17 protein-coding genes are annotated in these 23574 nt (G+C 71.3%); 7 read left to right on the forward strand and 10 right to left on the reverse strand.

Features of this window, described 5'->3' with window-relative positions; all coding sequences use genetic code 11:
- Positions 1-4: 4 nt before the first annotated feature.
- The 5 genes from ACFHW1_RS14095 to eccCa form a co-directional block, all read right to left on the reverse strand.
- Positions 5-478: a hypothetical protein gene (locus ACFHW1_RS14095; RefSeq protein ID WP_416554022.1), complete on the reverse strand. Its 474-nt coding sequence runs from the start codon at positions 476-478 to the stop codon at positions 5-7.
- Positions 457-1740, reverse strand: coding sequence for a S8 family serine peptidase (locus ACFHW1_RS14100; protein WP_416615547.1), 1284 nt, complete (start codon positions 1738-1740; stop codon positions 457-459). Before ACFHW1_RS14100 ends, ACFHW1_RS14095 begins: the two co-directional genes overlap by 22 nt.
- 107 nt (positions 1741-1847) lie before the next feature.
- Positions 1848-3452, reverse strand: coding sequence for a hypothetical protein (locus ACFHW1_RS14105; RefSeq protein WP_416615549.1), 1605 nt, complete (start codon positions 3450-3452; stop codon positions 1848-1850).
- A gap of 31 nt (positions 3453-3483) precedes the next feature.
- A complete protein-coding gene (locus tag ACFHW1_RS14110; RefSeq protein ID WP_416568083.1) occupies positions 3484-4080 on the reverse strand; it encodes a hypothetical protein in 597 nt (198 codons plus the stop codon).
- Positions 4081-4157: 77 nt separating this feature from the next.
- Positions 4158-8117: a type VII secretion protein EccCa gene (gene eccCa / locus ACFHW1_RS14115; protein ID WP_416615551.1), complete on the reverse strand. Its 3960-nt coding sequence runs from the start codon at positions 8115-8117 to the stop codon at positions 4158-4160.
- Positions 8118-8242: 125 nt separating this feature from the next.
- Here eccCa and eccD point away from each other — a divergent pair, with 125 nt between their 5' ends.
- A complete protein-coding gene (eccD, locus tag ACFHW1_RS14120) occupies positions 8243-9640 on the forward strand; it encodes a type VII secretion integral membrane protein EccD (RefSeq protein WP_416615553.1) in 1398 nt (465 codons plus the stop codon).
- On the opposite strand, the gene ACFHW1_RS14125 is transcribed toward eccD, so the two are convergent.
- Entirely contained in the window at positions 9630-10442 is an 813-nt protein-coding gene (locus tag ACFHW1_RS14125; protein WP_416615555.1) for an SUKH-3 domain-containing protein, read from the reverse strand. The genes eccD and ACFHW1_RS14125 overlap by 11 nt on opposite strands.
- A gap of 73 nt (positions 10443-10515) precedes the next feature.
- Between ACFHW1_RS14125 and eccB the strand changes: the two genes are divergently transcribed.
- From eccB to ACFHW1_RS14140, 3 genes are all read left to right on the forward strand, one after another.
- Positions 10516-11931: a type VII secretion protein EccB gene (gene eccB / locus ACFHW1_RS14130; RefSeq protein ID WP_416554036.1), complete on the forward strand. Its 1416-nt coding sequence runs from the start codon at positions 10516-10518 to the stop codon at positions 11929-11931.
- Positions 11932-12127: 196 nt separating this feature from the next.
- A complete protein-coding gene (locus ACFHW1_RS14135; protein WP_416554038.1) occupies positions 12128-12451 on the forward strand; it encodes a WXG100 family type VII secretion target in 324 nt (107 codons plus the stop codon).
- Positions 12452-12465: 14 nt separating this feature from the next.
- Positions 12466-12750 (forward strand): WXG100 family type VII secretion target, encoded by a 285-nt coding sequence (locus ACFHW1_RS14140; RefSeq protein ID WP_282232770.1) that lies wholly within the window; start codon positions 12466-12468, stop codon positions 12748-12750.
- A 9-nt stretch (positions 12751-12759) separates the two neighbouring features.
- On the opposite strand, the gene mycP is transcribed toward ACFHW1_RS14140, so the two are convergent.
- The gene (mycP, locus tag ACFHW1_RS14145) at positions 12760-14067 is read right to left on the reverse strand and encodes a type VII secretion-associated serine protease mycosin (protein ID WP_416554077.1); all 1308 of its coding nucleotides are present in this window, start codon (positions 14065-14067) and stop codon (positions 12760-12762) included.
- 176 nt (positions 14068-14243) lie between these two features.
- On the opposite strand from mycP, the gene ACFHW1_RS14150 reads away from it, so the two are divergent.
- Positions 14244-14636 carry a YbaB/EbfC family nucleoid-associated protein gene (locus ACFHW1_RS14150; protein WP_416554040.1) on the forward strand — a complete coding sequence of 131 codons (393 nt, stop codon included), beginning with the start codon at positions 14244-14246 and terminating at the stop codon, positions 14634-14636.
- The gene (locus ACFHW1_RS14155) at positions 14633-14974 is read left to right on the forward strand and encodes a hypothetical protein (RefSeq protein WP_416554042.1); all 342 of its coding nucleotides are present in this window, start codon (positions 14633-14635) and stop codon (positions 14972-14974) included. Before ACFHW1_RS14150 ends, ACFHW1_RS14155 begins: the two co-directional genes overlap by 4 nt.
- A gap of 662 nt (positions 14975-15636) precedes the next feature.
- Here ACFHW1_RS14155 and ACFHW1_RS14160 read toward each other — a convergent pair.
- The 3 genes from ACFHW1_RS14160 to ACFHW1_RS14170 all read right to left on the reverse strand — a co-directional run bounded on the left by ACFHW1_RS14160 (position 15637) and on the right by ACFHW1_RS14170 (position 17283).
- Entirely contained in the window at positions 15637-16353 is a 717-nt protein-coding gene (locus tag ACFHW1_RS14160; protein ID WP_416615557.1) for a hypothetical protein, read from the reverse strand.
- Between the two features lie 45 nt (positions 16354-16398).
- Positions 16399-16539 (reverse strand): hypothetical protein, encoded by a 141-nt coding sequence (locus tag ACFHW1_RS14165; RefSeq protein ID WP_416615559.1) that lies wholly within the window; start codon positions 16537-16539, stop codon positions 16399-16401.
- A gap of 414 nt (positions 16540-16953) precedes the next feature.
- The gene (locus ACFHW1_RS14170) at positions 16954-17283 is read right to left on the reverse strand and encodes a hypothetical protein (RefSeq protein ID WP_416615561.1); all 330 of its coding nucleotides are present in this window, start codon (positions 17281-17283) and stop codon (positions 16954-16956) included.
- A 40-nt stretch (positions 17284-17323) separates the two neighbouring features.
- Here ACFHW1_RS14170 and ACFHW1_RS14175 point away from each other — a divergent pair.
- Positions 17324-23574: toxin glutamine deamidase domain-containing protein (locus ACFHW1_RS14175; RefSeq protein ID WP_416615563.1), on the forward strand; the 6251-nt coding region annotated here is incomplete at its 3' end.

Here is a 23574-nt window from a genome sequence, read left to right on the forward strand (position 1 = left end):
GCGGCTACCGGTCGGCCAGCCAGTGCCGTGCGGGCGGAGTGGCGAGCAGGATCACCGCCAGTCCGGCCAGCGCTCCGACGACCATCGGCAGCAGCATCGTCGGGTGGTATTCGATCTTGCCGAACAGCAGCAGGCCGCCCAGGACGACGAGGAGCAGCCCGGCGGTGAACCCGGCCGGGGCCCGCAGCATGTTCGGCCCGGCGACCCAGACGATCCGCATGCCGGCCAGGGTCATGAAGACCAGCAGCAGGCAGAGCCCGAGAATCGCGAACGCGATGATCCACAGTAGGAACTTCGCGTCACCCTCGGCCTGGTAGGTCACGACCAGGAAGGCGAGACCGGCGACCAGCCAGAGGGCAGCGGTAGGAGCCGTCAGCAGTACGGCGGCCACAACGACCACCGGCCGCCGCCGGCCGGCGGCGGGCGCGACGGGGCCGGCGGCTCGCCGGGGCACGTTCACCGGCTCGGTGGACGCCATACCGAATCGTCCTCGGCGGTCGGCGGCTCGCCCCCGGTTGGCTGGTCGGGCCCGGCCTGGGCGGCCGGTGCCGGCACCAACGATGCACCGACGTCGGTCGCCGGCGGTGGGCCGTCCCGGGCGGCCGCCGGACGTCTCGCCCGGCGCCGCAGCCACCGGATCAGCAGCACGACACCGGTGACCAGCGTGCCGAGGATGGTGAAGAAGATCAGCATGCCGATCAGTTCGTCGAGCCCGAACTCGTAGCCCGGCTCGGGCGGCAGGTAGGCGACCGGGTCGCTGGCGGTCGGCGACGGCCGTGGGCTGGCCCGATCGTCCGGCTCGGTGGTGAGCGCGGCGTGAATGTCCAGGATGCCCCAGCCGAAGTCGAGATCCTTGCCGGGCGGCCCGGCGTCGTACGCCGTACCGACCAGCCGTTGGAACAGTCTGCCCTGGTCCTCGTCCGGATACCGTGCCTTGAGCAGCGCGAACGCCCCCGACACCAACGCGGTCGCGCCGCTAGAGCCACTACCAACTGAGTACACTCCGTCTAATCCAGCCTGCATCAGGTCAACACCCGGTGCAGCTAGATGCGTCTGCTCCGCTTGAATGGAGAAGCTGCTCGTCGAGTTGTTGGGCCCACTTCCGGTGACGGCGATGGTCCACTCACTGCGGGCCGGCTGGCCGATCAGCATGTCGCGGCGGTTGCCGATGCCGGCGACGACGATGACTCCGCGCCGGTACGCGTTCTCGACGGCGCGCTCCAGCGCCGGGTCGGACGATCCGGTGAGCGAGACGTTGATGATGTCGGCACCGCTGTTGACCGCCCAGTTGATCCCGAGTGCGATGGACTCGGGGAGGATGATCTCAGTCTTCGGGCTGGAGAGCGTGATGGGCAGGATCTTGGCCTTCGGCGCCACCCCGAGCACCCCGTCACGGCCGCCGGGCCCGTGCCCGTGCCCGGCGATCAGCGACGCCATCCCGGTGCCGTGGTTGCGCCGGTCGACGTGGCCCTTGCTGTCGCGGTCGTGAAGGTCGGCCCCGGGCAGTACGTTGTCCCGCAGGTCGGGGTGGGAGGCGTCGACGCCGGTGTCGACCACCGCGACGGTCACCCCCTCGCCCTGGGTGATCCGGTGCACCTCGGGCAGCCGCATCGCCTCGACATGCCAGGACTGGTCCCGGATCTCGTCGGCCTGCGCCGGCCCGGCGGGCAGCGACGCCGTGCCGAGCAGCCCGAGCAGCCCGGCTGCCACCAGGCCGAGTAACCGCCGGGAAGCACGCATGGGCGGAGCACACCTCTCCGTCGGGTAGTCGCCGGGCGACCCGGCGCTGTGCCCGGATGATACTGCGTCGGGTGCTTCGTCCGGCTCAGCTCGGCCGTCTGCCGGCCTCATCGCTGGCCCAGGCTCCGGCCCTGCTGCTGCGGCGGCTTCTCGTCGGGGGTGTCGATGGTGCCGGGAGCCGCCGGGTCGGTCTGCCACAGCTCGTCGTCACCGTCGCCGTACTCCCAGGTCTGCTGCCGGTCGTCGGTCCTGCGGCTGGTGCGACCGGTGCCGCTGGCCGGGCCGGGGCCGCGTTGCCCGCCCAGCACCGGACCCGGGCCCTTGGCGACCCCGCCGGGCTTCGTCGGCCCGGCCCGGCCGGACAGCCGTGGAGCAGCCGGGGCCGGCCGACCGGCGGAGCCGGGTGCGGCCGGCTGCGGTAGCCGGGCAGCGCCGGTGGTCGGGGCGGCGGGGCGGCTGCGTGGACCGCCCAGGCTGGGCGGCGGGGCGGCCGGCCGGCCAGTGCCGCCGCCGGCCGGGCGGCCGCTCGGCCCCGGCGGCCGGTAGCCACCCGGCGTCGGTCCGGTGCTGCCGGGCAGCGACGGGCGCTGCGGTGCCGGACGTCGGCTGGCCGGGTTGTTCGGCGGCGGACCACCGGCCCCGGGCAGCGCCGGCCGGGGCGGACCGGGCGGCCGGAGCGGAGAATTCGGGCGGTTCGCACCCGGCGGCAGTGCTCCGGGTCGGTTGCCCCCCGGTGCCCCCGGTCGTGGCCCGGGGGTGACGCCGGGTGGCACTACCGCCGGTGGCGGGCTCGGCGCCGGGCCGGCACCGGTCTGCGGGAGGTTGGGCACCGGGGGAGGCGCGGTCGGTGGGGCAACGGTGCCCCCGGCCAGGTGCAGCCCGTCCGGCACCGTCGGTGGTGGCGTGGGTGACGGTGCGCCCCGGTCCAGCCCGGGAGCGGTGGGCGGCTCGCCACGCCCCGCGAACTCCGGCCGGGGCGGTGCGCCCGGCGCACCACCCGGCGGGCCAGCAATAGGGCCAGAGGGTATACCCGTAGGCGTAACGGACTGGTAGACCACCGCTGCGTCGGTCGGGCCCCGGAAGGTGGTGCCCCGGGTGATGTGGCTCAGGTACACATCGATGTACATGTCGGCCAACGGCTTGATGATGTCCCGGGCACGCTCGAAGTAGTCGTCCATCACGTCTTTGCGGGTCCGGCCGGTGGTGCCCGGGATCCAGTCGTACGTGTCGGACCACTGCAGGCCGTTGTCCGGGTCGGCCGCCTCCACGGTGTACTGCTCCCAGAGGCTGCGGAACTCCTGCTGGGTCGACTCGATCTTGCCGGCCAACTGCTCCAGGCCACGGCGGTTGCTGTCGGCGGCCTCCTTCCACTCGTCGAGGGAGTAGAGGGTGGCGCCCACCCGTTGCATGAAGTACTCACCGGCCGGTGACTGCCACTTGGCAGCCAGCGCCGTCGCGTACCGCTGCAGGTTGGTGCGGGTGCTGTCGAGCAGCACGCCGATCCGGTGCCACATGTCGGCGACGGCGATCACCCGCTCGTCGCTCTCGTTCTGGATCCAACCCCACATCGTCTCGATGTTGGTCGTCTCCTTGTCCCAGACGGTGGGTTCGTAGCGCTGGTTCGGGTCCGAGTAGTCGTGGACGACGTAGTCGTTCCCGGCGTTCACGTACGGGATCGACACCGGCTGCCAGCCGAAGTACTCGTCAGACATCCCCGCTCCTCGACGTCGCTATCCGCGCTGCTCAGTGCTCGGCCGACGGGCTGTCGAGCTCATCGTCGTGCATGTCCTCGTCGTCGGCGCGGATGTCGTAGGCACCGTCGCCCTCACCGATCGTCTCGGCCTCGTACAGCGACAGGTCCCGGTCGGCCGCCTCGGGGGCGTAGGAGGAGCTTTCCTCGTCCGGATCGACCACCAGACTCGGATCCTCGACGCCGCTCTCCGGATCTTGCCAGAGATCGTCGAGCGTCTCGCCGCCTTCTAGATTGGAGAATGCGGTGTAAATGGTCATCTGGTCGGCCGCGACCAGGGCGTCGCCGTCGAGGTATTCGGCGGAGATCGACTTGGCGGCGGTCGCCAGGGAGGCGAGGCCCTTGGCCACCTCGCCGAGCAGCAGAGTGGCCGCCTTACGGTTCTCGTCGTGCCGGCCCTGGAAGAACCGGCCCTCGGACATCCCCGACCCGCCGAACGGCACCGGGATGGTGAGCATGTGGTTGATGCCGCTTGCCAGGCTCGGCTGGAAGTTGAGCCGCAACTCGGCCATCACGCACTGGGCGAAGTCGTCGAGCTGCTCGATGTCGACGTCGATTGTCTCGTTGACCAGCCAGCTGTCGTCCGCCATGATCCCTCCCCCAGGCCGCATGCGCGTATCGGCATCCACAAAACTATCGCGTCACCGCAATTGTCGTGGACCGAGAGTCACGATGTGGACGGTAGATGTAGCAACTGGACCAGCCGGGTGCCCTCCCGCCTGGTGACCAGCCAGCCCCGCCCCGGCGGCAGCGGGCCGGGCCGGACGTTGCCGAGCAGCACCCCCTCGTCGCGGCTGCCGGACATCACCAGGCCCGGCGAGCTGAGCTCGCGCAGTCGCATCAGGATCGGCTCGTACAGGGCCCGGCTGGCGCCGCCACTGCGCCTGGCGATCACCAGGTGCAGCCCGATGTCACGGGCCTGCGGCAGGAACTCCAGCAGCGGCAGCAGCGGGTTGCCGCCGCCACCGGCGACGAGGTCGTAGTCGTCGACCAGGATGTACAGGTCGGGGCCCCGCCACCAGCTGCGGGTACGCAGCTGCTCCGGGGTCACGTCCGCCGGGGGCAGCCGGTCACGCATCACATTGACCACCTCGGTCAGCATGCCGGCGGTGACGTCCGCCGAGGTGCCGTACCCGATCTGGTGTTTTTCGCTGATGTCGCCGAGCAGGCTGCGCCGGTAGTCGACGACGATGAGCCGGGCCTGGGTCAGATCGTTGCGGTCGGTGATGCCCCGGGCCAGCGCCCGCAGGAAGCTGCTCTTGCCGGACTCGCCGTCGCCGAAGACGATGAAGTGCGGATCGGTGCCCAGGTCCAGGTGTACGGGCTGCAGGTCGACCTCGGCGATGCCGATCGGCACGCCGGGGCGTCCGGTGTCCGGCACCGACTCGTACGGCACCACGGCCGGCAGCAGCCGCACCGGTGGCGCACCCGGGCCCTGCCAGGCGGCGGCGACGTCGGTGACGAACCGCCGGGCACCGTCGGCGAGGGTCCCGGCGTCGGCGTCGCCGTCGGTGCGGGGCAGCGCGGCGAGGAACTGCATGCCGTCCGGGGTGATGCCCCGGCCGGGCGACTTGTCCGGCACGTTCATCGCCGCCCGCCGGTCCAGGTTGGAGTCGCTGGCGTCGGCGAGGCGCAGCTCCAGCCGGGTGCCGAAGACGTCGCGTACCGCCGGTCGCAGGTCCATCCACCGGCCGGCGCTGATTACCAGGTGGACGCCGAACGACAACCCCCGGTTGGCGATGTCGTTGATCGCCGGCTCCAGGTCCTCGAACTCGGCGCGTACCGCCGCCCAGCCGTCGATCACCAGGAACACGTCGCCGAACGGGTCGTCGGTGTGCCCGCCGTGCCGGCGTTCCCGCCGGTAGGTGGCCATCGAGTCGATCCGGTTCTCGGCGAACCGGCGTTCCCGCTGGGCCATCAGCAGCCGCAGCTCGGCGATGGTCCGGCGGACCTGCCCGGCGTCCAGCCGGGTGGCGACCCCGCCGACCTGCGGCAGGTCACGCAGCGCGGTGAGCGCGCCGCTGCCCAGGTCGAGGCAGTAGATCTGCACCTCGCGTGGGGTATGGGTGAGGGCGAGCGACGACACGACCGTACGCAGCAGGGTGCTCTTGCCGCTCTGCGGGCCGCCGACGACGACGGTGTGTCCGGCAGAGCCGCCCAGCTCCAGCCAGAGCACGTCGCGGCGCTGCTCGAACGGCTTGTCGATCAGGCCGACAGCGGCCCGCAGCTCGCCCTGCAGGGTCGGGCTGGCCGCGGTGATGCCGCGTTCCGGGTCGGCGACCAGCGGCGAGAGCAGCTGGTCGAGGGTCATCGGAGCGCCGAGCGGCGGCAGCCACACCTGGTGGGCCGGTTTGCCGCGGCCGGTGAGCCGGCTGACCAGGATGTCGAGCAGGCTCTCGCCGGTTGTGGTGTCGGCCGGTTCGGGCCCGGGCTGGCGGGCGTCGGCCGGCAGCCGGGGTGCGACGTACTGGGTGGTGTATTCCTGGACCCGGTCGTCGCCGTCGCCGGCGGCGACCGCCTCGGCGGTCTTGCTGCGGTACGTGCCGGAGACGTACGCGGCCCGGAACCGTACCAGCGGTTCGGTGCCGAACCGTAGGTAGCCGTGGCCGGGGGAGCGGGGCAGTTCGTACGCGTCGGTGGCGCCGAGCACCACCCGGCTCTCCATCGCGGAGAAGGTCCGCAGGCCGATCCGGTACGACAGGTGGGTGTCCAGTCCGCGCAGCCGGCCCTCCTCCAGCCGCTGCGAGGCGAGCAGCAGATGCACGCTCAACGACCGGCCGACCCGACCGATCTGGACGAACATGTCGATGAAGTCCGGCTTGGCGGTCAGCAGTTCGGAGAACTCGTCACAGATGATCAGCAGCGCCGGCATCGGCTCCAGCGGCGCCCCGGCCGCCCGGGCCTTCTCGTAGTCACGCTGCGATGCGTAGTTGCCGGCCGAGCGGAGCAGCTCCTGCCGGCGGACCAGCTCGCCGTTGATCGCGTCGGTCATCCGGTCGACCAGCGGCAGCTCGTCGGAGAGGTTGGTGATCACCGCGCTGGTGTGCGGCAGCTTGTCCAGCCGGGTGAACGTCGCCCCGCCCTTGAAGTCGATCAGCACGAAGTTGAGCGTCTCCGACGAGTGGGTGGCGGCGAGCGCCAGCACCAGGGTGCGCAGCAGCTCCGACTTGCCGGAGCCGGTGGCGCCGATCAGCAGGCCGTGTGGGCCCATGCCGTCCTGCGCGGACTCCTTGAGGTCCAGCTCGACCGGGGTGCCGTCCGGGGTCAGCCCGAGCGGCACCCGCAGCCGGTCCCGGTTCGGCCGGGGCGTCCACGCCCGCTCCACGTCGAACTCGTACGGGTCGCCCAGGTCGAGCAGGTCGGCCAGGTCCTGCTCCAGGTGCAGCGGCTGCTCGCCCCGGGACGCGGCGGACAGTCGCAGCGGCGCCAGCTCCATCGCCAACGTCTCCGCCTCGGCGATCGTGCAGGTGTCGGCGGTGCCGATCTGCGCTCGGCCGTCCAGGGTGACACTGGCCATCGACCCGTCGGCGGCGACATCGAGCACCAGCCGGGCCCGGTCGAGCACCCGGGGCGGTGGCTCGGACAGGTCGACGATGGTCACCCCCTCCACGCCGCCGTCGGTCATCAGGTGATCGGAGCCGGCCGGGTCACCGCCGTCGAGCACCACCAGCAGGTGCGGGCCGGAGGTGGTGGCGGAGCCGCCGCCGGCCAGGTTGAACCGGGGGCGGTTGGCGAGCATGTCGTCGAGCATCGCTTCCAACCCGGTCACCGTCGACGACACCAGCCGTAGCGCGCCGGTCGCATCGGTGCGGGTCGGGTGCAGCGCGTGCGGCAGCCACTTGACCCACTCCCAGTGCTCCCGCCGGGTCCGGGCCGGGCAGATCGCCACCAGCATGTCGTCCGGCGCGTGGAACGCGGTGGCTTGGGCGATCACCGCCCGGACCAGGGCGCGGACCGGGTCGGGGTCGCCGCGCAGATGCACCCGGGCGAAGCCGCGCAGCGCCATGTCCACCGGCAACTGCGGAACAGTGGCGTAGCTGGTCAGGAACCGGCGCAGCGCCAACGCGCACATCGGTTCCAGCTTTTCCAGCGCGGTCGGCGGCGGTGGGATCAGCGGCGTCGCCAGCTCCTGCGGCCCGAGACCGACCCGTACGGTGGCGAAGTCGGGGTCGCCGCGGCGGCGTTCCCACAGTCGGGGACCGACCGGCACCGACCACAGCGTCTGCGGGTCCGGGTGCCGGTAGAACGTGGCCTCCCGCTGCTGGTGTACGGTCCGCAGCACCCGGCGACGCTGCCGCGACAGATGCGCCAGGTATTCCCTCCGCCGCTGCGCCATCTCCTGCCGGCTCGGCCCACCCGCCTGGTTGGACAGCTGGGTGGCGAGCATGCCGAGCGCGGAGAGGCCGAACAGGCCACCGGCGACGTAGCTGAGCGTCGATCCGCCCCGGCCGGCGTACATCAGCGCCATCGCGACCGACCCGGCCAGCATCGGCAGCAGCATCATCAGCTGCCCCCAGGTCCGGCCGGTTGGCGCCGGCACTTCGGGCGGCGCATCGAGCAGAACCTCGCCGGACGGGTACTCCGGCTCGGGTCGGCGCGTTGGACGCCGTATCACCACCGTACCCACGGATCGACCCTCCCCGTCGTCGTCACACCCGGACACCGGGTCACTACCGGCACCGACGGCACCGGCACATGGTAGGTAGCCTTCTCGAGTCAGGACAGCCCGCGCGGCTTGATGAGGAGTCAGCAGTGGTCACCCAGGCCGGAACCGGACTCGCCCGGATCGCCGTCGTGGCGCCGACCCGACGCATCGACCTCGCCCTGCCCGAACACCTGCCGCTGGTCGGGCTGCTCCCGGCGGTGCTGCGGCAGGCCGACGAGAACCCCTCCGACGGTACGGCCGACGGCGGCTGGGCGCTGCGGCGTACCAACGGATCCACCCTGGACCTCAACCGTACGCTCGCCGCGCAGCAGGTCCGCGACGGCGAGACGCTGCATCTGCTGCCCCGCCGTACCGAGTGGCCGGAGCTGGCCTACGACGACCTGATGGAGGCGATCGCCGCCGGTGCCCGCCGGCGCGGACTGTCCTGGACGCCGGCCGTCACCCGGCTGACCGGTTTGCTGACCGGTGCCGTTCTGCTGCTGCTCGCCCTGGTCGCGGTGGTGACCGCCGGCGGCACCGGGGTGGCCGCCGGGGTGGCCGCCGGGGCGGCCCTGCTCGGCACCGCAGCCGTCCTCGTCGCGGTCGGCGTGCTGCTGTCCCGGGCGATGGCCGACTCGCTGGCCGGCGCGGTGCTCGCCGCCCTGGCCCTGCCGTACGCGTTCGTCGGCGGCGCGGTGTCGCTGGCCGGCGGCGAACCGGTCACCGATCTGGGGGCACCGCATCTGCTGGTCGGTTCGGCGGCGCTGACCCTGACCGGGGTGCTCGGCATGCTGGGCGTCGGGGACGCCGGCCGGGTCTTCGTGGCGGCGATCTTCGCCGGGGTCAGCGGGACGACCGGGGCGGTGCTGGCCGTCGGGTCGCTGGACGGGCCGCGCGCCGCAGCGGTGCTGGTGGCCGTGGTGACCCTGCTGCTGCCGGCGCTGCCGCTGATCTCGGTCCGGGCCGGCAAACTGCCGATGCCGGCGCTGCCGCGTACCGCCGAGGACCTGGTCCGCGACGACCCGCAGCCGGACCGGGCGGAGATCTACCGGGCGACGGCCCGCGCCGACGAGGTGCTGACCGGCCTGATGTTCGGTGCGGCCGTGGTCGCTGCCGCCGGGTCAGCGGTGCTGACCCTGTCGGCGACGGTCGGCGCGGTGCTGCTGGTCGCGGTGGTGACGGCCGGTCAGCTGCTGCGGGCCCGGCTGGTCTCGACCATCCGGCACCGGGTGCCGCTGCTGGCCGGCGGCCTGGTCGGCGTCGGTCTGCTGACCCTGACCGGTACGGGTGGGATGGCGGCCGGTACCCGGCTGGCCCTGCTGCCCGTGGTGCTGCTGGTGGTGGCGCTGGTGCTGGCGGCCGGGATGGTCTACAGCCGACGCCCGCCGACGCCCCGGCTGGCCCGGCTCGGCGACGGGCTGGACGTGGTGCTGCAGCTGGCCGTGGTGCCGGTGGCCTGCGCCGTGCTCGGCCTGTACGGCTTCATGCGGGCGATCAACGGCTGACTCCGGCTGCGAGCTGCTCCGGCCGCAGCGGCGGGAACGGGCCGCCCCGGACCAGCCGGATCAGTGCCGTGTCGACGTCGTCGGCGACGTACTGGTAGCCGGCCCAGTGCAGCAGGACGACCCGGCCGGCGGCGTCGACGACCAGCTCGGCGGGGCCGTCCGAGTTGCCGCCGAGCGGGAACACCGGATGGTCGTACTCGTCGACGAAGATCCGGGCCTCCTCGGTGACCAGGCCGCTGCGTACCGGGTGGACGAAGGTCGGGAAGCCGGCGTCGGCGGTGCCGTCCGAGCCGAACTGGGCTATGGTCAGCCCGCCGAACTCGGTCAGCGCCGCGCGGGCGACCGGCGCCATGACCAGTCCGTCGAGTTCACCCGCCCACCGGGCGGCCCACTGGTCGACCATCGCGGAGACGTCCCGGCCGGGGAACCAGCCGGCGGCCTCCAGCACCGGCCGGACGTCCGGCGGGAATCGGCGGTCGGCGGCCCGGGCGGCGGCGTACCGCTCGGCGACGACCGTCACCGGGACCGGCGGCCACTGGCTGACCTCGCCGGACTCCCGGTCGATCACGATCCGCGGCGACCCGGAACCGGTCGGCGGCCCGGCCGTCCGACTTCCCGCGTCGTCGGTGGGGATCAGCCAGGCGACGTATCCGTGCTCGAACTCGTGCAGGCCGATCCGTTCGTCGGTGCCGGCGCCGTGCTCGGTCGCCCATTGGCGGGCCAGGTCCAGCGCCTCGTCGCGACCGAGCATCGATGTTTCCCTCCGGGCTGCGGGCGAGACCCCACGGTACGCCGTCGTCACCGGACCCTATGGTAGGCAGCACGCCGCGTGGTGGTGCAGCCGTGCGGCGCTGACGGGTGGAAGGAAGCCAGGCATGCCGTCGCGGCGCGACCAGGTCCAGTCGTACCAGTTCTTCGTCCAGCGGATGACGTCCGCGCTGGTGGCGAGGGACCCGGATCCGGCGGTCGCCCCGTTTCAGCGGCTTGGCGGCGCGGGCCTCGGCGGGGTCATGGTGGCGGTGCTGTGCCTCGGCGCGGTCGGCGTCTTCGGCTTCATCGTCCCCGGTGGAGCGACCAGCTGGCAGGACGGCGCCTCGGTGATCCTGGAGAGGGAGACCGGCACCAGGTACCTCTACCGCGAGGGGCACCTGCATCCGGTGGTCAACTACGCCTCGGCGCTGCTGGCGCTGGAGTCCTTCGCCCCGGTGACCGACGTGTCACGCAACTCCCTGGCCGGTACGCCCCGTGGCCCTCGGATCGGCATCCCGGACGCACCGGACGCGCTGCCCGACGCGAAGCGGATGCTGACCGGCGGGTGGACACTGTGCTCCCAGGCCGTCCGGGACGAGTCCGGTGAGCTGGTGACCACCACGGTGCTGACCGTCGGCCGGCCGCCGCTCGGTGGCCGGCCCACCGACGACGGGGCGCTGCTGGTCCGCGACGCCGACACCGGGCACCTGCAGCTGATCTGGCGGGACCAGCGGCACGAACTGGTCGACGAGGACATCGTCCTGGAGGGCCTGGCCCTGCGCTCCGAGCCGGTCGTGCTGGTCGGCGGGGCCTGGCTGAACGCGTTGCCGGCCGCGGAGCCGATCGGCAGCCGGCCGGTGCCCGGCCGGGGCGAGCCGTCGACCGCGCTGCCGGACGCGGTCACCGGCGAGATCTACGTGGTCGAGAACCAGACCGGCGACCGGCAGTACTACCTTGCCGAACGGGACCGGCTGGCACCGCTGACCGAGTTGCAGGCCGAGGTGCTGCTCGCCGATCCGGGTACCCGGGACGCGTACGGCGGCGAACCGCCGACCGCGCGGCCGGTTGCCGCCGCCACCGTGGTCGGCGCGCCGCGGGCGGTCGAGTCCGGGGAGACCGGCGCCCGGTCGCCGCAGCGCCGACCGGACATTCTGCGGCTGACCGACGGCCGGCAGAGCGTCTGCGCCGGCTATCCGCCCGGCAGCCACCAGCCGCAGGTGCTGGTCGATGCGCAGGTCGAGCCGCCGACGCAGGCGATCGTCACCCCGGCGCGCACCGCCGACGGCGTACCGCTGGCGGACCGGGTGGTGATCGAGCCCGGCCACGGCGCGTTGGTCGAGTCGATGCCCGCGCCGGACGCCCCGGCCGGCACCCTGACCCTGGTGACCGACCTCGGCGTCCGCTATCCACTGGCGGACCGGGCGGTCGCCGCGATGCTCGGCTACCCAGAGGTGGAGCCGGTACGACTACCCGCCAGCCTGGTGGTGCGGCTGCCGGGCGGGCCGGCGCTGGAACCGGCAGCGGCCCGACGACCAGCTTGACCGGCTATTGTGGATTGAGGGACGGCGGGCGGGTGGCGGTCGGACCGTCCTGATCGACCGGTATCGGTCTGGCGTCACTGGACACAAGGAACTACCGTTTCCGTTGACAGATGGTGCGTCCGCGCACCATGCGGCACCGCCCCTCGAATTGCGGGGCATCCCACCAGAGGACGGGGTGAAGACCACCATGACCGGGATGAACACCAATACCGGGCTGATGGTTCAGACCGAGAAGGACGTCGATGACGTCGCGAACCGGCTGACCGGCAACCTGAACCAGTTGATGGACCAGCTCATGCCGCTCTACGACCAGTGGAAGGGCATCGGTGCCGGCTCGTTCCAGCAGGTGCGTCAGGCGTTCGACGAGGACATGGCGCGGCTGAACCTGGCGTTGCGGTCGATCGCCGAGGCGGTCGGTTCGGCCGGTAAGGACTACGAAGTCAGCGACGATGAGATCAAATCCGAGATGGATTCGGCGGGGGCGACCGCCGGCCAGATCACTGCGGCGCTGAAGCTCTGACCGGAGGGATCGAGATGGACATCCGCTACGATTTCGCCGCGCTGAACAACGCCGCCGACAATTGCGGCACCGCGGCCAAGAACATGATTCAAGAGCTCGACGGCCTCAAGACCGGCATCCAGCCGTTGGTGGCGACCTGGGAGGGTGACGCGCAGACCGCGTACCTGACCCGGCAGGCGGAGTGGGAGTCTGCCGCCAACGACCTCAAGGACCTGCTCAACCGGATCGAGAAGGCGCTGCGTGAAGCGGCCGTACGAATGCAGGCACGCGAGGCGGCCAACCGGGCCAAGTTCGAGTAGACGACTCGGTCACCGACCAGCCGGTCCGGGCACCACGAAGTACGCCTCCTGCGGATCGGTGCGCGTACCGCCTTGCGACGCCGCGCCGCTGCGGTCGACCATCCGCCGGGTCGGCTGCCAGCGGCGGCGTCGGCCACCCGGCAGTGCCGCCACGGTCACCGCGACCACCAGGATCAGCAACGCCGTACCGGCGGCGACCGCCACGGCGGTCCGGGTCAGCCGCTGCCAGCGAGCTGCCCGCTGCGCCGCGGCGACATCCGGCACGACCGTCGGCAGCGCCGGCGCGCCGACCGGCTCGCCCGCCGTCAACCGCTCGGTCACCGCCCGGTACGGATTGACCACCCCGTGGCCGTAGCCCGCCGACCGGCCGCCGGATGCCGGATCCGCCGTCGCCGTCAGCCGCCGGGCCACATCGGCCGCCGACAGATCCGGCTCGGCGGCCCGCAGCAGCGCCGCTGTCGCGCTCACCACCGGGGTGGCGTAGCTGGTGCCGGCGACCACCTGGTGCCCGGACACCCGGGTCGCCGCCACCACCGCCCCACCCGGCGCCACCAGGTCCACGTAGTCACCGACCTGGGAATCCGCCAGCCGTACGCCGTTCTCGTCGATCGCCCCGACGCCGATCACCCCGTCGAACGCCGCCGGGTACGGCGTCGGATCCGGCGGCGCGCCCTGCTGGTGGCTGTTGCCGGCGGCGGCCACCAGCACCACGTCAGCCCGCACGGCGCGCTCGACCGCGGCCCGTACCGCCGGGTCCGCGCGGTACATGGTCAGCGACATGTTGATCACCTTCGCGTCGCTGGCCACCGCGAAATCGATCGCCTCGGCCAGCCGGTCCGCCGGTGAGGCGGAGCCGTCCTGCCGCGCCTGGATCCGCTCGGTGACCCGGATCGGAACGATCGTCACCCCTGGGGCGATGCCGTGGAAGCCGACGCCGTCCACCCTGGTGGCGGCGATCAGGCTGGCCACGGCGGTGCCGTGCGAGGCGCAGTCCACCGTGCCGTTGACCTCGACGCCGGTCAGGTCGAAGCCGGCAGTCACCTGACCGGACAGTTGTGGGTGGTCGTCGTCGACCCCGGAGTCGATCACCGCGACCCGTACCCCCGACCCGTCGGTCACCGGCCAGCCGCGTTCGGGCGCCAACCAGCGCTGATGCCAGGAAATCTGAGGGATCACCGGACCGGGGTCGGCAGGGCTACGGCAACTGCCCGGGGCAGCAGACGCCGGCACCGCCGCGACGACCGGCAGGACGCTCGGCGCGCCGGTCAGCAGTACGCCCAACGCGACGGCCAGCAGCCGGGTCGGTGACCGCATCAGCTGACCTCCAGACCTCCCGTACCGCCCGACATCCTAATCCAGCTGCGGCGACCAGCGGGCTCGTGCGGCTGGCACACATTCAGTATCGTCGTCATGACGCTTCACCGGCGGTGCCTGGCGACGCCCACTCAGTGCCCGGCAGCGCCCGGTGTGACGCGGCGACGGGGAGGGACACGATGGACGTGCACGGCCTGCGCGCCCGCGCCGACGAGTTGATGACACAGTTCGATCGGATGCGCTCCGGCGCCGCCGACCTGCAGCAGCAGCTGCGGGCGGTGTCGGCCACCGTCACCTCCGACGACGGGCTCGTCACCGTGACGGTCGGGCCGAGAGGACAGGTCACCAAGGTGGAGCTCGACCCGCGGATCTACCGCCGGCCGAACGCCGCGCAGCTGTCCACCACGGTCACCGATACCATCCGGGCCGCCACCGCTCAGGCGATGGCCGAAGTGGAGCGGATCTGCCGGCCGCTGGTGCCCGACGCACAGTTCCAGGCACACATGGACTTCGATCTTGAAGGCATCTTCCGCCAGCTCGACACCGACCTGCCCGGGGGTGACCGGAAATGACCGAGCCGCAGCAGACCTTCCTCAACCCCGACCGGGCCCGCCCGGCCGGCAACGCGCTCGGCGCGGCGGCCGAGTCACTGGCCGCCGAGTGGTCCCGCGTCACCGGCAGCATCCGGGCGCTCAACGAGGCCCGACCGTGGGGCGACGACGAGGCCGGGCGGACGTTCAACGAGCACTACCTGGACGGCGGTGACGAGGCCCCGGCGAAGGTGACCCTGGACGCCGGTGACGATCTCATCGCCGCGTTCGCCGACACCGGTCTCCGGATCGTCTCCTCGATCGACGGCACGGTCGCCGACGACGGCGCGGTCGGCGACAGCTTCGGCGGCGGCAGGTAGCCCGGTCGCTGTCGGAGGGCCAACGACGTGGCGATCATCAATCCCCGGGAGTGGTTCGGCGAGTACGGGTGGGTCTGGGATGCCGTCACCTGGGTGAGCGCCGGTGAGGCGTGGCCCACCGGCGACGAGGACCAGATGCGTGAGCTCGCCGCCGCCTGGCGTGAGCTCGCTGAGGTGGTACGGGTCGCGTTGGCCGACGCCGACCCGGCCGCGCTGCGGGTCATCGAAAGCTGGGGCGGCGACGCGGGCGCCGAGTTCGCCAACTTCTGGCAGCAGGTCGGGGTCGGCCCCAACACCGGGCTGCCGGTCCTGCAGAAGGCCGCCGCCGCCTTCGCGAACGGTTGTGACACCGCGGCCAGCGAGATCGAGTACGCGAAGCTGACGATTCTCATCGCGGTGGCCATCACGGTGATCGCGGTGTTCGTGGCGTTGCTGATGGCCTGGCTGGGCGGCGTCTCCGCCGGTGCCATCCCCGGCATCCTCGCCGCCGGCCGGCAGGCGGTCACCGTCGCGTTCCGCCGGCTGCTGGCCCAGCTCGGCCGGCAGCTGCTCACCCAGGCCGGGATGCGGGCCGCGCTGCAGGGTTCGGCCAGGATCGCCACCACGCACGTCACCCAAACCGGCGCCCAGCGGCTCGGCACCCAGTTGGGCATCGAGCTGGCTCAGGAGATCGGCGAAGAGCTGATCATCGACATCGGCGCCCAGGCGTTCCAGGTCGCCCAGGGCAACCGCGACGACTGGGACGGCCGGCGGACCCTCACCGCCGGGGTCGGCGGCGCGTTCGGCGGCATGCTCGGCTTCGGCGGCAACCGGCTGCTGCGTAACACGGTCGCGCCTCGGGTGCCGGTGTCGTTCCGGCCGCCGGCAATGAATTTCCGGGCCGCTGGCGTCGTTCGCTGGGGCGGCCGGTCGGTCGCCGCCGGCATGCAGAACGCGGTCATCTCCCCGGCGGCCAGCGTCGCCGCGAACCTCGCCGTCAACCAGCAGTGGACCAGCCCCGGCTGGCAGGGGGCGCTCGGCGGTTTTACCAGCGGTGCCGGTCGGGGTGGTGCCACCATGGCGGCGTCCTCCGCCGGCAGCACGGCCGCCGGCTGGGCCAACCGGCTGGGTGGTGTCGCGCCGCCGGCCGGCGTGCCCGGCACCGTCGACCTGGCCGGCATTGCTCCGGTGACGAGCGTGGACGCCGCCGGGCTCGACCTTGGCGCGACCGGGTCCGACCCGGCCAGCGGTACGGGTACCGCCGTCCCGGCTCCGGTCACGGCTGACCCGACGCCGCAGACCGTACCGGATTCCGGGGCCGGCTCCATCTCGTTGGCCCCGACCACGCAGGACGCCCCGACGACCCAGGCGGCCCCGACGGTCGTCGACCAACCCGGCATCCAACCGACTGTTGGTGCCGAGCCTCCACCGGTGGTCACCTCGGGTCAGCCGGCGGCGGTCGGCGTGGGCGACACCGCCAGCCCGGCGAACGCGCGGTTGACCGACGCGCCGTTGACCAGCACAGCCTCGCCGGACGTCACGGCGCCGGACGTCACGGCGCCGGACGTCACGGCGCCGGACGTCACGGCGCCGGACGGTGTAGGGCCGACGCGGGCGGACGACGGGCCGCCGGTACAGGTCGTCGTCGGTGCCCCGGCCGGGGTAGGTATCTCAGCGCAGGCGGCGGCTCCGGCCGTGATCGCAGCCGGGCCGCAGAGCTCCCCGCCCACACCGGGTTCGACGTCGACATCGGCTGCGACGTCTACACCGGCGACGACGGCCACGTCGGGGCCGGCTCAGTCCGGAGCCCAGACGACTGCCCAGGCCGCGGCGGCGGCGTCAACGGCCGGTGGCAACCCCACGGCTGCTCCACGGAGCTCGTCGACCGGCACCACCTCGGCGCCGGTCCGGCCACCGGCGCCGGTGGCCGGACCTACCGCCGGGCCCTCCGCCGGCTCGGTCAGCTTCGGGCCGGCCGTCGCCGCACCAGCCGTACCGGCTCAGCCCGGCCAGTCGGTCGGCACCCCGACCGGGACCACCACGACGGGGTCGGCGTCGGCCGCGACCAGCCCGACCACGACGACCAGCCCGACGCCGCCGGTACTGCCGCCGATCGGCCCACCGGCGTCCGCGCCGCCGGCCGCGACCACCGGCGGCCCGGACCAGCCGGTCGGCCCGGCGCCCCGGCAACCGTCCGCCGGCACCACCGTCGACCCGCAGACCCTGCAGCGGTCGGTCGGCCCTACCGGCACCGGTACGCACAGTTGGCAGCTGGACCCGGTCCGGTTCGACGGCGATCCGAACAGCACGGACGCCGACCAGGCGCTCATCGACGCGTCCCGGGCCCTGGTCGACGCCGTCACGGGTGCGGTGACCCGGCACCAGCAGCAGGCCACCCAGGGCGAACAGATCTCGATGGGTAAACGGCCGGGCGTGGTCGGCGCGTTGATGACCCGCAGCGGGCAGCTCACCACACACAGCAGCATGACCGCCGACCAGAGCACCGACCCGGCCACCCAGCCGACGCCGCACCCGCTGGTCGAGACAGTGCTCGCCGAGGTCGCTCAGCAGGTCAGCCGGGTCGGCAGCGGGCACGGGCGGTGCGCCGAGGTCGCCATGGTGTCCGATGTGGTCTACCAGCTGGATCGGCAGTGGCAGGATGCCGGCCGGATCGGCGACTTCGCCGCGTACGCCCGATCGGAGCTGGCCGGGGCGCGGATCGTCACCCACCAGTTCCGCCGCGCCCAGGACGTCGACGTGGTGTACGAACATGGCGTCTACCGACCACCCTGCCGGTCGTGCGGGCCGATGCTGGAAAAACTCGGCGTCATCCCGGTGGTGGACACCGAACGGATGCCCGGCCCGACCGTACCGCCGGATTCCGGCGCGTTGGGTGACGGCCGGGCGCTGCCGGAGACCAGACCGACCGGCGACATGCAGGGTCTGGTGCCGCCGGACCCCGCCGACCAGCAGGCGTTGACCGACGAGGTGCCGGTCGGGCCGGACGGCCGTCCGGCCCGGCACCCCGACCCGCGCGACGGCCGCTGGCCGGAGCTGGTCAACGACGGTGGCCCGGCCAACCCCGGCCGCGGCACGAACTGCGCCGACGTCGGCCTGTCCGTCCTCGCCACCTGGTACGGCGACCCACAGGTCGCGGCGGCGACCGGCGCGTCGGTGACCGCCGAGCCGGCCGGCACCCGGCGTCAGGAACAGTGGCTGGGGGCGTCCTTCGCGCCTGCCGGCCGCGGGCCGGCCGGCTTGGAGGCGGTCGCCGACCAGCTGCGGCGCGCCGGCCCCGGATTCGCCGCGCTGATCATCACCAGCTGGACCGCTGCGGCCGGCGGCGGCGCGCACACCTGGAACGCCGTCAACCACGACGGGCAGATCATCTGGATCGACGCGCAGAGCCGGCAGGTCTCCGACGCTGGGCCGATCTACGGCAGCGAGGTCGACGGGGTCTGGTCGATCGTCCTCGACGCCGACGGCAATCCGATGCCGGCCGACGGCCCGCAGACGACTGCGGTGTCGACGACCGGGGCGACCGGTGAATCGGCGTACCTGGATGCGTTGACCGAATCCGACCGGGCCACGCTGCTCGCCGAGCTGGCCGCCGCCCAGGTCGATGCCGATGCGATCCTGGCCGAGCTGGGGACCATCGGCGACCGGCTCAACACCGATCTTGGCCTGGCCGGCACCGCCGCGCTCACCCCGCTGGGCAGTGAGTACCGGGTCAAAGGTGCAGAGTCGCTGGCCCGCAAGTTCAGCACCGACTTCGAGCCGAAGGGCTACACCCTCCCGGAGGCGCTCGCCGAGATCAACGACGTGGTGCGGTTCTCCGTACGGGCACCGGAGACCGACGCGTACGGGCCGGCGGTTGCGGGAGTGCTCGACGCGTTGACCGCCGGCGGCCACCAGGTGACCGACGTCAAGAGCTTCTGGCACCCCGGTAACCGGTTCTTCGGGCTGAACTGCACCCTCGTCACGCCCACCGGCCGGACATACGAGGTGCAGTTCCCCACCGTCACCAGCTGGGCGATCGGCAAGCAAACCCATGGTCCGTACGAAGTGATGCGTGACCCGGCGCGGACCCCGGCCGACCGGATGCACGCCTTCCTCGACATCCTCACCGTCAACAAGGCGCACGACATTGCCGGCCGGATGCCCGGTGGCATGCCGGTGCTGACCGAGCGGTACGGCCCACCGAAGGACACCAGCTTCGCCAAGTGGATCGGCAAGCAGGACCAGGCCGGCCTGCGACAGGACTACGTCGACTGGCTGGCCGCCGACCCGAGTCGCAGCTTCCGGCAGGAGTTGGCTGCGCGAGGATTGGACCCGTCCGACCTGCCCGGATTCGATCCCGATGCGATAGGAAGCACAGATGCCGACCCTGACCTTCCGCTACCACCTGCTGTATCGGACGGACGACCAGACCCGGCCGCCGGTCAACGTGATAGCGGTGGCGGCCGGCACCGGGCCGACCCAGGCGGTGATCTGGGACCGTCCGACGTCGAGGTGGGGCTTCCGGCCGGACGTGGCGGCGTCGATCCTGTACGCCGACCCGGAGCGCCACAGCGTACGGGCAGCGGACCGGGCGACGGCGGAGTCGGTGACGCACCACTTCACGACGGTGCCGTTGCCGAGCGAGCCGGAGCTGACCCGCATCTGCCAGGAGGCCAGCCGATAGCTGGCGGCCCTGCCGCGGATACGACGAGCTATCTCGATCGGCTGTCCGACGCCGAGCGGCAGGAGCTGGAGCATGGCGTGGCGGCTGCGGGGGAGAGCGCGCAGGCGATCCAGGCAACGCTGGACGACGTCCTTGTCGGGCTACGAATGATGGGTGACCTGACCGGTGTGCAGGAACTCAGGCTGCTCGGGACCAAGTATCGGGTCAAGGATCCGGAGTCGCTGGCCAGAAAGTTCGTGACAGAGCACCGCCCTGTTGGCGATGACATACCAGCCGCGCTCGCCGTGATCAACGACGTCGTCCGCTTCTCCGTGCAGAGCCCCGTTGGGCCCGCCTACGGTGCCGCGGTCGACCGTGTCCTCAGCGGCCTTGAGTCGGCTCATCATCAAGTGGTGACCGGCAAGGTCTTCTGGCATCTCGGCAACAGATTCTACGGCCTCAATGTCGCTCTTCGATCATCTGAGGGTCAGCTGTACGAGATTCAGTTTCCAACCGAGGCGAGCTGGCGAGTCGGAAAAGCGACTCACGGATTGGATGAGGTGCTGCGGGACAGGGACTCTCATCCGGCTGATCGCGTCAACGCTTTCCTCGACATTCTCGCGCTGAACAAGGCGGCCGGACTGGCCGACGGGCTACCCGGTGGCCTCGATGTTCTGGCAGACCGGTTCGGGCCGGCGAAGTTCCATGGACTTGCGGCGTGGCTAGGCAAGCTCGACTCAGGTACGGCTCCGGACAACACTGTTCGGCAGCGCTATGGCGAGTGGCTCACTACAACTCAACAGACTCTCGTCGACGTGCTTACGGCTCGGGGACTTGATTACACTGACGTGCCCGGGTTCGGGCTGGACCGGAGAGGTGATGTGGGTGGCGGACTTGGAGTTCCAGTACTTCCTGCTGTACCACCCGACACGTCCGTCGGACCACCCGGCGAACGTGATCGCCCTAGCGAACCATCCGGGCCCGACGATGGCGGTGACCTGGGACCGACCGACCGCCAAGTGGAGTTGCCAGCCGGACGTCGCGATAGCAGTGCTGTTCGTGAACCAGGAGCGCAACAACTTTCGAGGAGTGGACCGGGTGTCGGCGGAGTCGGTGACGCATCACTTCACGGCGGTGCCGTTGCCGAGCGAGGCGGAGTTGACCCGGATCTGCCAGGAGGCCAGCCCGACCTGACGGCTTCTCTCGTCGCAAGCGACCCTTCGTCCGATTCAGTCGGGAATTTAGAGCCGATTCCCTACCTGGACAGCCTTTCGGCTGGCGACCGGGAGCTCCTGGCCACGGCTCTGCTTGCTGCTCGCCAAGACGCCGATATCGTACTCGCAGACCTTGTTGTGGCGGCTGCCGAGGCCGGCGCGGAGATTGGACTCGTCGGGCCGGAGAGGCTTACGCCAGTAGGTCTCGAGCATCGGGTAAAGCATGCTGAGTCATTGGCGCGGAAGTTCAAGGTGGAATTTGAGCCTATCGGGCTTGATCTACATGGGGCGCTCGGCAAGGTCGGTGATCTAGTTCGATTTTCGCTCCTGGCGCCAGAGCGACATTATGGCTCGGCGGTTAATGAGACGTTGGATGGCCTGGTTGGTCGGGGATATGAGGTTCAACAGGTCAAGTCCTATTGGAATCCGGGGAACAGGTTTTATGGGCTGAACACTGTTCTTGTATCTCCCAGTGGTCGCGTATTCGAGGTCCGGTTCCCGACGAAGCGAAGCTGGCTAGTTGGTAAGCAGACCCACGGTTGGTACGAGGTCGTCCGAGATCCTGTTCGGTCATCCGAGAGCAGGGTTGAAGCGTTTCTAAATATTCTAATAATGAACAAATCGACTGGGCTGTCGTCGCAACTTCCGGGCGGCCTGGAACTGATTTCTGAAACTTACGGAAGTTCGATCCAAAATGGATTTGCAAAATGGATAAGTGATTCTAGGCGGCGCAACGTTGCCAGTGATTTCGCGATATGGTTGAATGGGCAAGGAATCACGTTTTCGGAGTTTGCTGGCCGTCTCGGTCTCGATCAGGTGGACTTCGTGGGACTTGCCGATCAGATAGCGCAAGGGAGGGTCTCGGCTGACTATGACATTCATCTACTATCTGATGTACCCGCCAGGGGAGCTGGATGGGACTCCGGCGAACGTGCTCGCGCTGGCTCAAGAGCGCGGACCGGTGCAGGCCGTGATCTGGGATCGCCCGACGCAGAGGTGGAACTTCCGTCCGGACGTAGCAGCGGCGTTTCTCTATTCGACGCCGGACCTGGAGCAGACCAGGCTCGTCGATCGGGTGATGGCGGAGTCGGTGACGCATCACTTCACGGCGGTGTCGTTGCCGAGCGAGGCGGAGTTGACCCGGATCTGCCGGGAGGCCAGCCCGACCTGACCGGCACCCGGCCGGTGTCCGGTGCGGGCCGCGATACCGGGTCAACGACCCTGGCGTCGGCGAATGCCGCAGGTGAGTCGTCGACATCGCCGGAGCAGGGAGGGGTCGTCGATGACCGCGGACGAGGCCAGAGCACTGATCGGCAGACTGCCGGGCAGCAGGAACCCGATCGAGATGTATCCGTTCGAGTTCGGCTGGCTGGTCCGGGAGGAGTTGTCGACCCAGGAGCGGCGAGCCGGGATGCACATCGGTCAGGGGAGCTTCATCGTGGACCTGACGGGCGTGGTGACCGCCCAGCCGAGCCTGCCGGCGACGGTGGTGGTCGAGGAGTACGCGGCGGAGCGTCGGCAGGGCCGGATCTCGGGTCGGCAGGTGTGGCCGGAGCCGGGCCCGCCACCGGAGTAGCCGACCGGGCCGTACCCGTGGCGGGCGGCGATGCGCCGCTGGCCGGCTCGCGTCCGGTTGGTCCGTTGCATTTGGCGCCGTTGGAGGAGGTGGGTTTTCAGGCTGATCTTGAGGCGGTGTTGTGGTCGGGTGGTGGGTTTGTGGTGGGTGCGGATCCGTCGTCGCATCCGTTTGGTGGGTTGGTGAATGATGGTGGTCCGGGGCGGTCGGGTCGGGGCAACAATTGTATGGATTGTTCGTTGGCGGGGTTGTCGACGTTTCTTGGTCGGCCGATGGTGTCGTTGCCGCGCTGGCCGGACATCCTGCCGGACGGCGCCGTCGACCGGCAGACCGGCGAGGCGGCCGGTGTCGGCCGGGCCGAGGAGTGGTTGGGCGGGGAGTGGGTCGGTCCGTCGGCGGACCTGCCAGGTGGGCCGCAGGAGCGGGCGGTGGCGGTCGCCCGGCAGTACGCGCAGTTGCAGGATCGGGTGGCGGCGGCCGGGCCGGGTAGTGCCGCCCTGGTTGTCGCCGACTGGCTCAGTGTGGACGAGCGTACCGGGCAGGTGCAGGTCGACGCCGACGGCAACGCCCTGGCCGACGGCTCGCACGCGTTCCTGATCGTCTACCCGTACGGGGCCGACGGGCCGGTGTGGTGGGATCCGCAGGACGGCCAGACGTGGCCGGTGCCGCCGACGCACATCGTCGCCGCCACCCATGCGTTGTGGTCGATGGATGCGCCGGCAGCGGGTGGAGGGACCAACAGTGACTCGGGACGAAGCGCAGGAGCTGATCCAGCGGCTGGTCGGGACACCGAATCGGATGGCGCTGCACGAGTTCGAGTTCGGCTGGCTGGCGCAGGAGATCCTGAGTCCGCAGGAACGCGGCACCGGGATGCGGGTCGGCCTGGGGAGCTACATCATCGACCGGGACGGGACGGTGACGGTGCACGGCAGTCTGCCGGTACCGGTGACGATCGGCCGGTACGCGGCGGAGCGTCGGGAGGGGCGGATCTCGGGTCGGCAGGTGTGGCCGGAGACGGACTCGCCGGAAACCGAGTAGCTGACGGAGGCGCCGGAGTAACTGACGGAAGCTCCGGTGTAGTCGCCGGCGCCGATGGGCTGTCGGGGCCGCGTCCGGTTGGTCCGTTGCATTTGGCGCCGTTGGAGGAGGTGGGTTTTCAGGCTGATCT

Origin of the sequence: Micromonospora sp. LOL_014 (genome assembly GCF_048060245.1) — a bacterium.
GTDB lineage: Bacteria > Actinomycetota > Actinomycetes > Mycobacteriales > Micromonosporaceae > Micromonospora_E.

What these genes read in the sequence shown, in the direction of transcription:
- ACFHW1_RS14135 (WP_416554038.1), top strand. Translation starts at nt 12,128, where the DNA reads ATGAACACCAATACCGGGCTGATGGTTCAGACCGAGAAGGACGTCGAT.
- ACFHW1_RS14155 (WP_416554042.1), top strand. Translation starts at nt 14,633, where the DNA reads ATGACCGAGCCGCAGCAGACCTTCCTCAACCCCGACCGGGCCCGCCCG.
- ACFHW1_RS14110 (WP_416568083.1), bottom strand. Translation starts at nt 4,080, where the DNA reads ATGGCGGACGACAGCTGGCTGGTCAACGAGACAATCGACGTCGACATC.
- ACFHW1_RS14140 (WP_282232770.1), top strand. Translation starts at nt 12,466, where the DNA reads ATGGACATCCGCTACGATTTCGCCGCGCTGAACAACGCCGCCGACAAT.
- ACFHW1_RS14150 (WP_416554040.1), top strand. Translation starts at nt 14,244, where the DNA reads ATGGACGTGCACGGCCTGCGCGCCCGCGCCGACGAGTTGATGACACAG.
- ACFHW1_RS14100 (WP_416615547.1), bottom strand. Translation starts at nt 1,740, where the DNA reads ATGCGTGCTTCCCGGCGGTTACTCGGCCTGGTGGCAGCCGGGCTGCTC.
- eccB (WP_416554036.1), top strand. Translation starts at nt 10,516, where the DNA reads ATGCCGTCGCGGCGCGACCAGGTCCAGTCGTACCAGTTCTTCGTCCAG.
- ACFHW1_RS14095 (WP_416554022.1), bottom strand. Translation starts at nt 478, where the DNA reads ATGGCGTCCACCGAGCCGGTGAACGTGCCCCGGCGAGCCGCCGGCCCC.
- ACFHW1_RS14160 (WP_416615557.1), bottom strand. Translation starts at nt 16,353, where the DNA reads ATGCCGGGTTGGTCGACGACCGTCGGGGCCGCCTGGGTCGTCGGGGCG.
- ACFHW1_RS14105 (WP_416615549.1), bottom strand. Translation starts at nt 3,452, where the DNA reads ATGTCTGACGAGTACTTCGGCTGGCAGCCGGTGTCGATCCCGTACGTG.
- ACFHW1_RS14170 (WP_416615561.1), bottom strand. Translation starts at nt 17,283, where the DNA reads ATGAGCGCCTGGTCGGCGTCCGTGCTGTTCGGATCGCCGTCGAACCGG.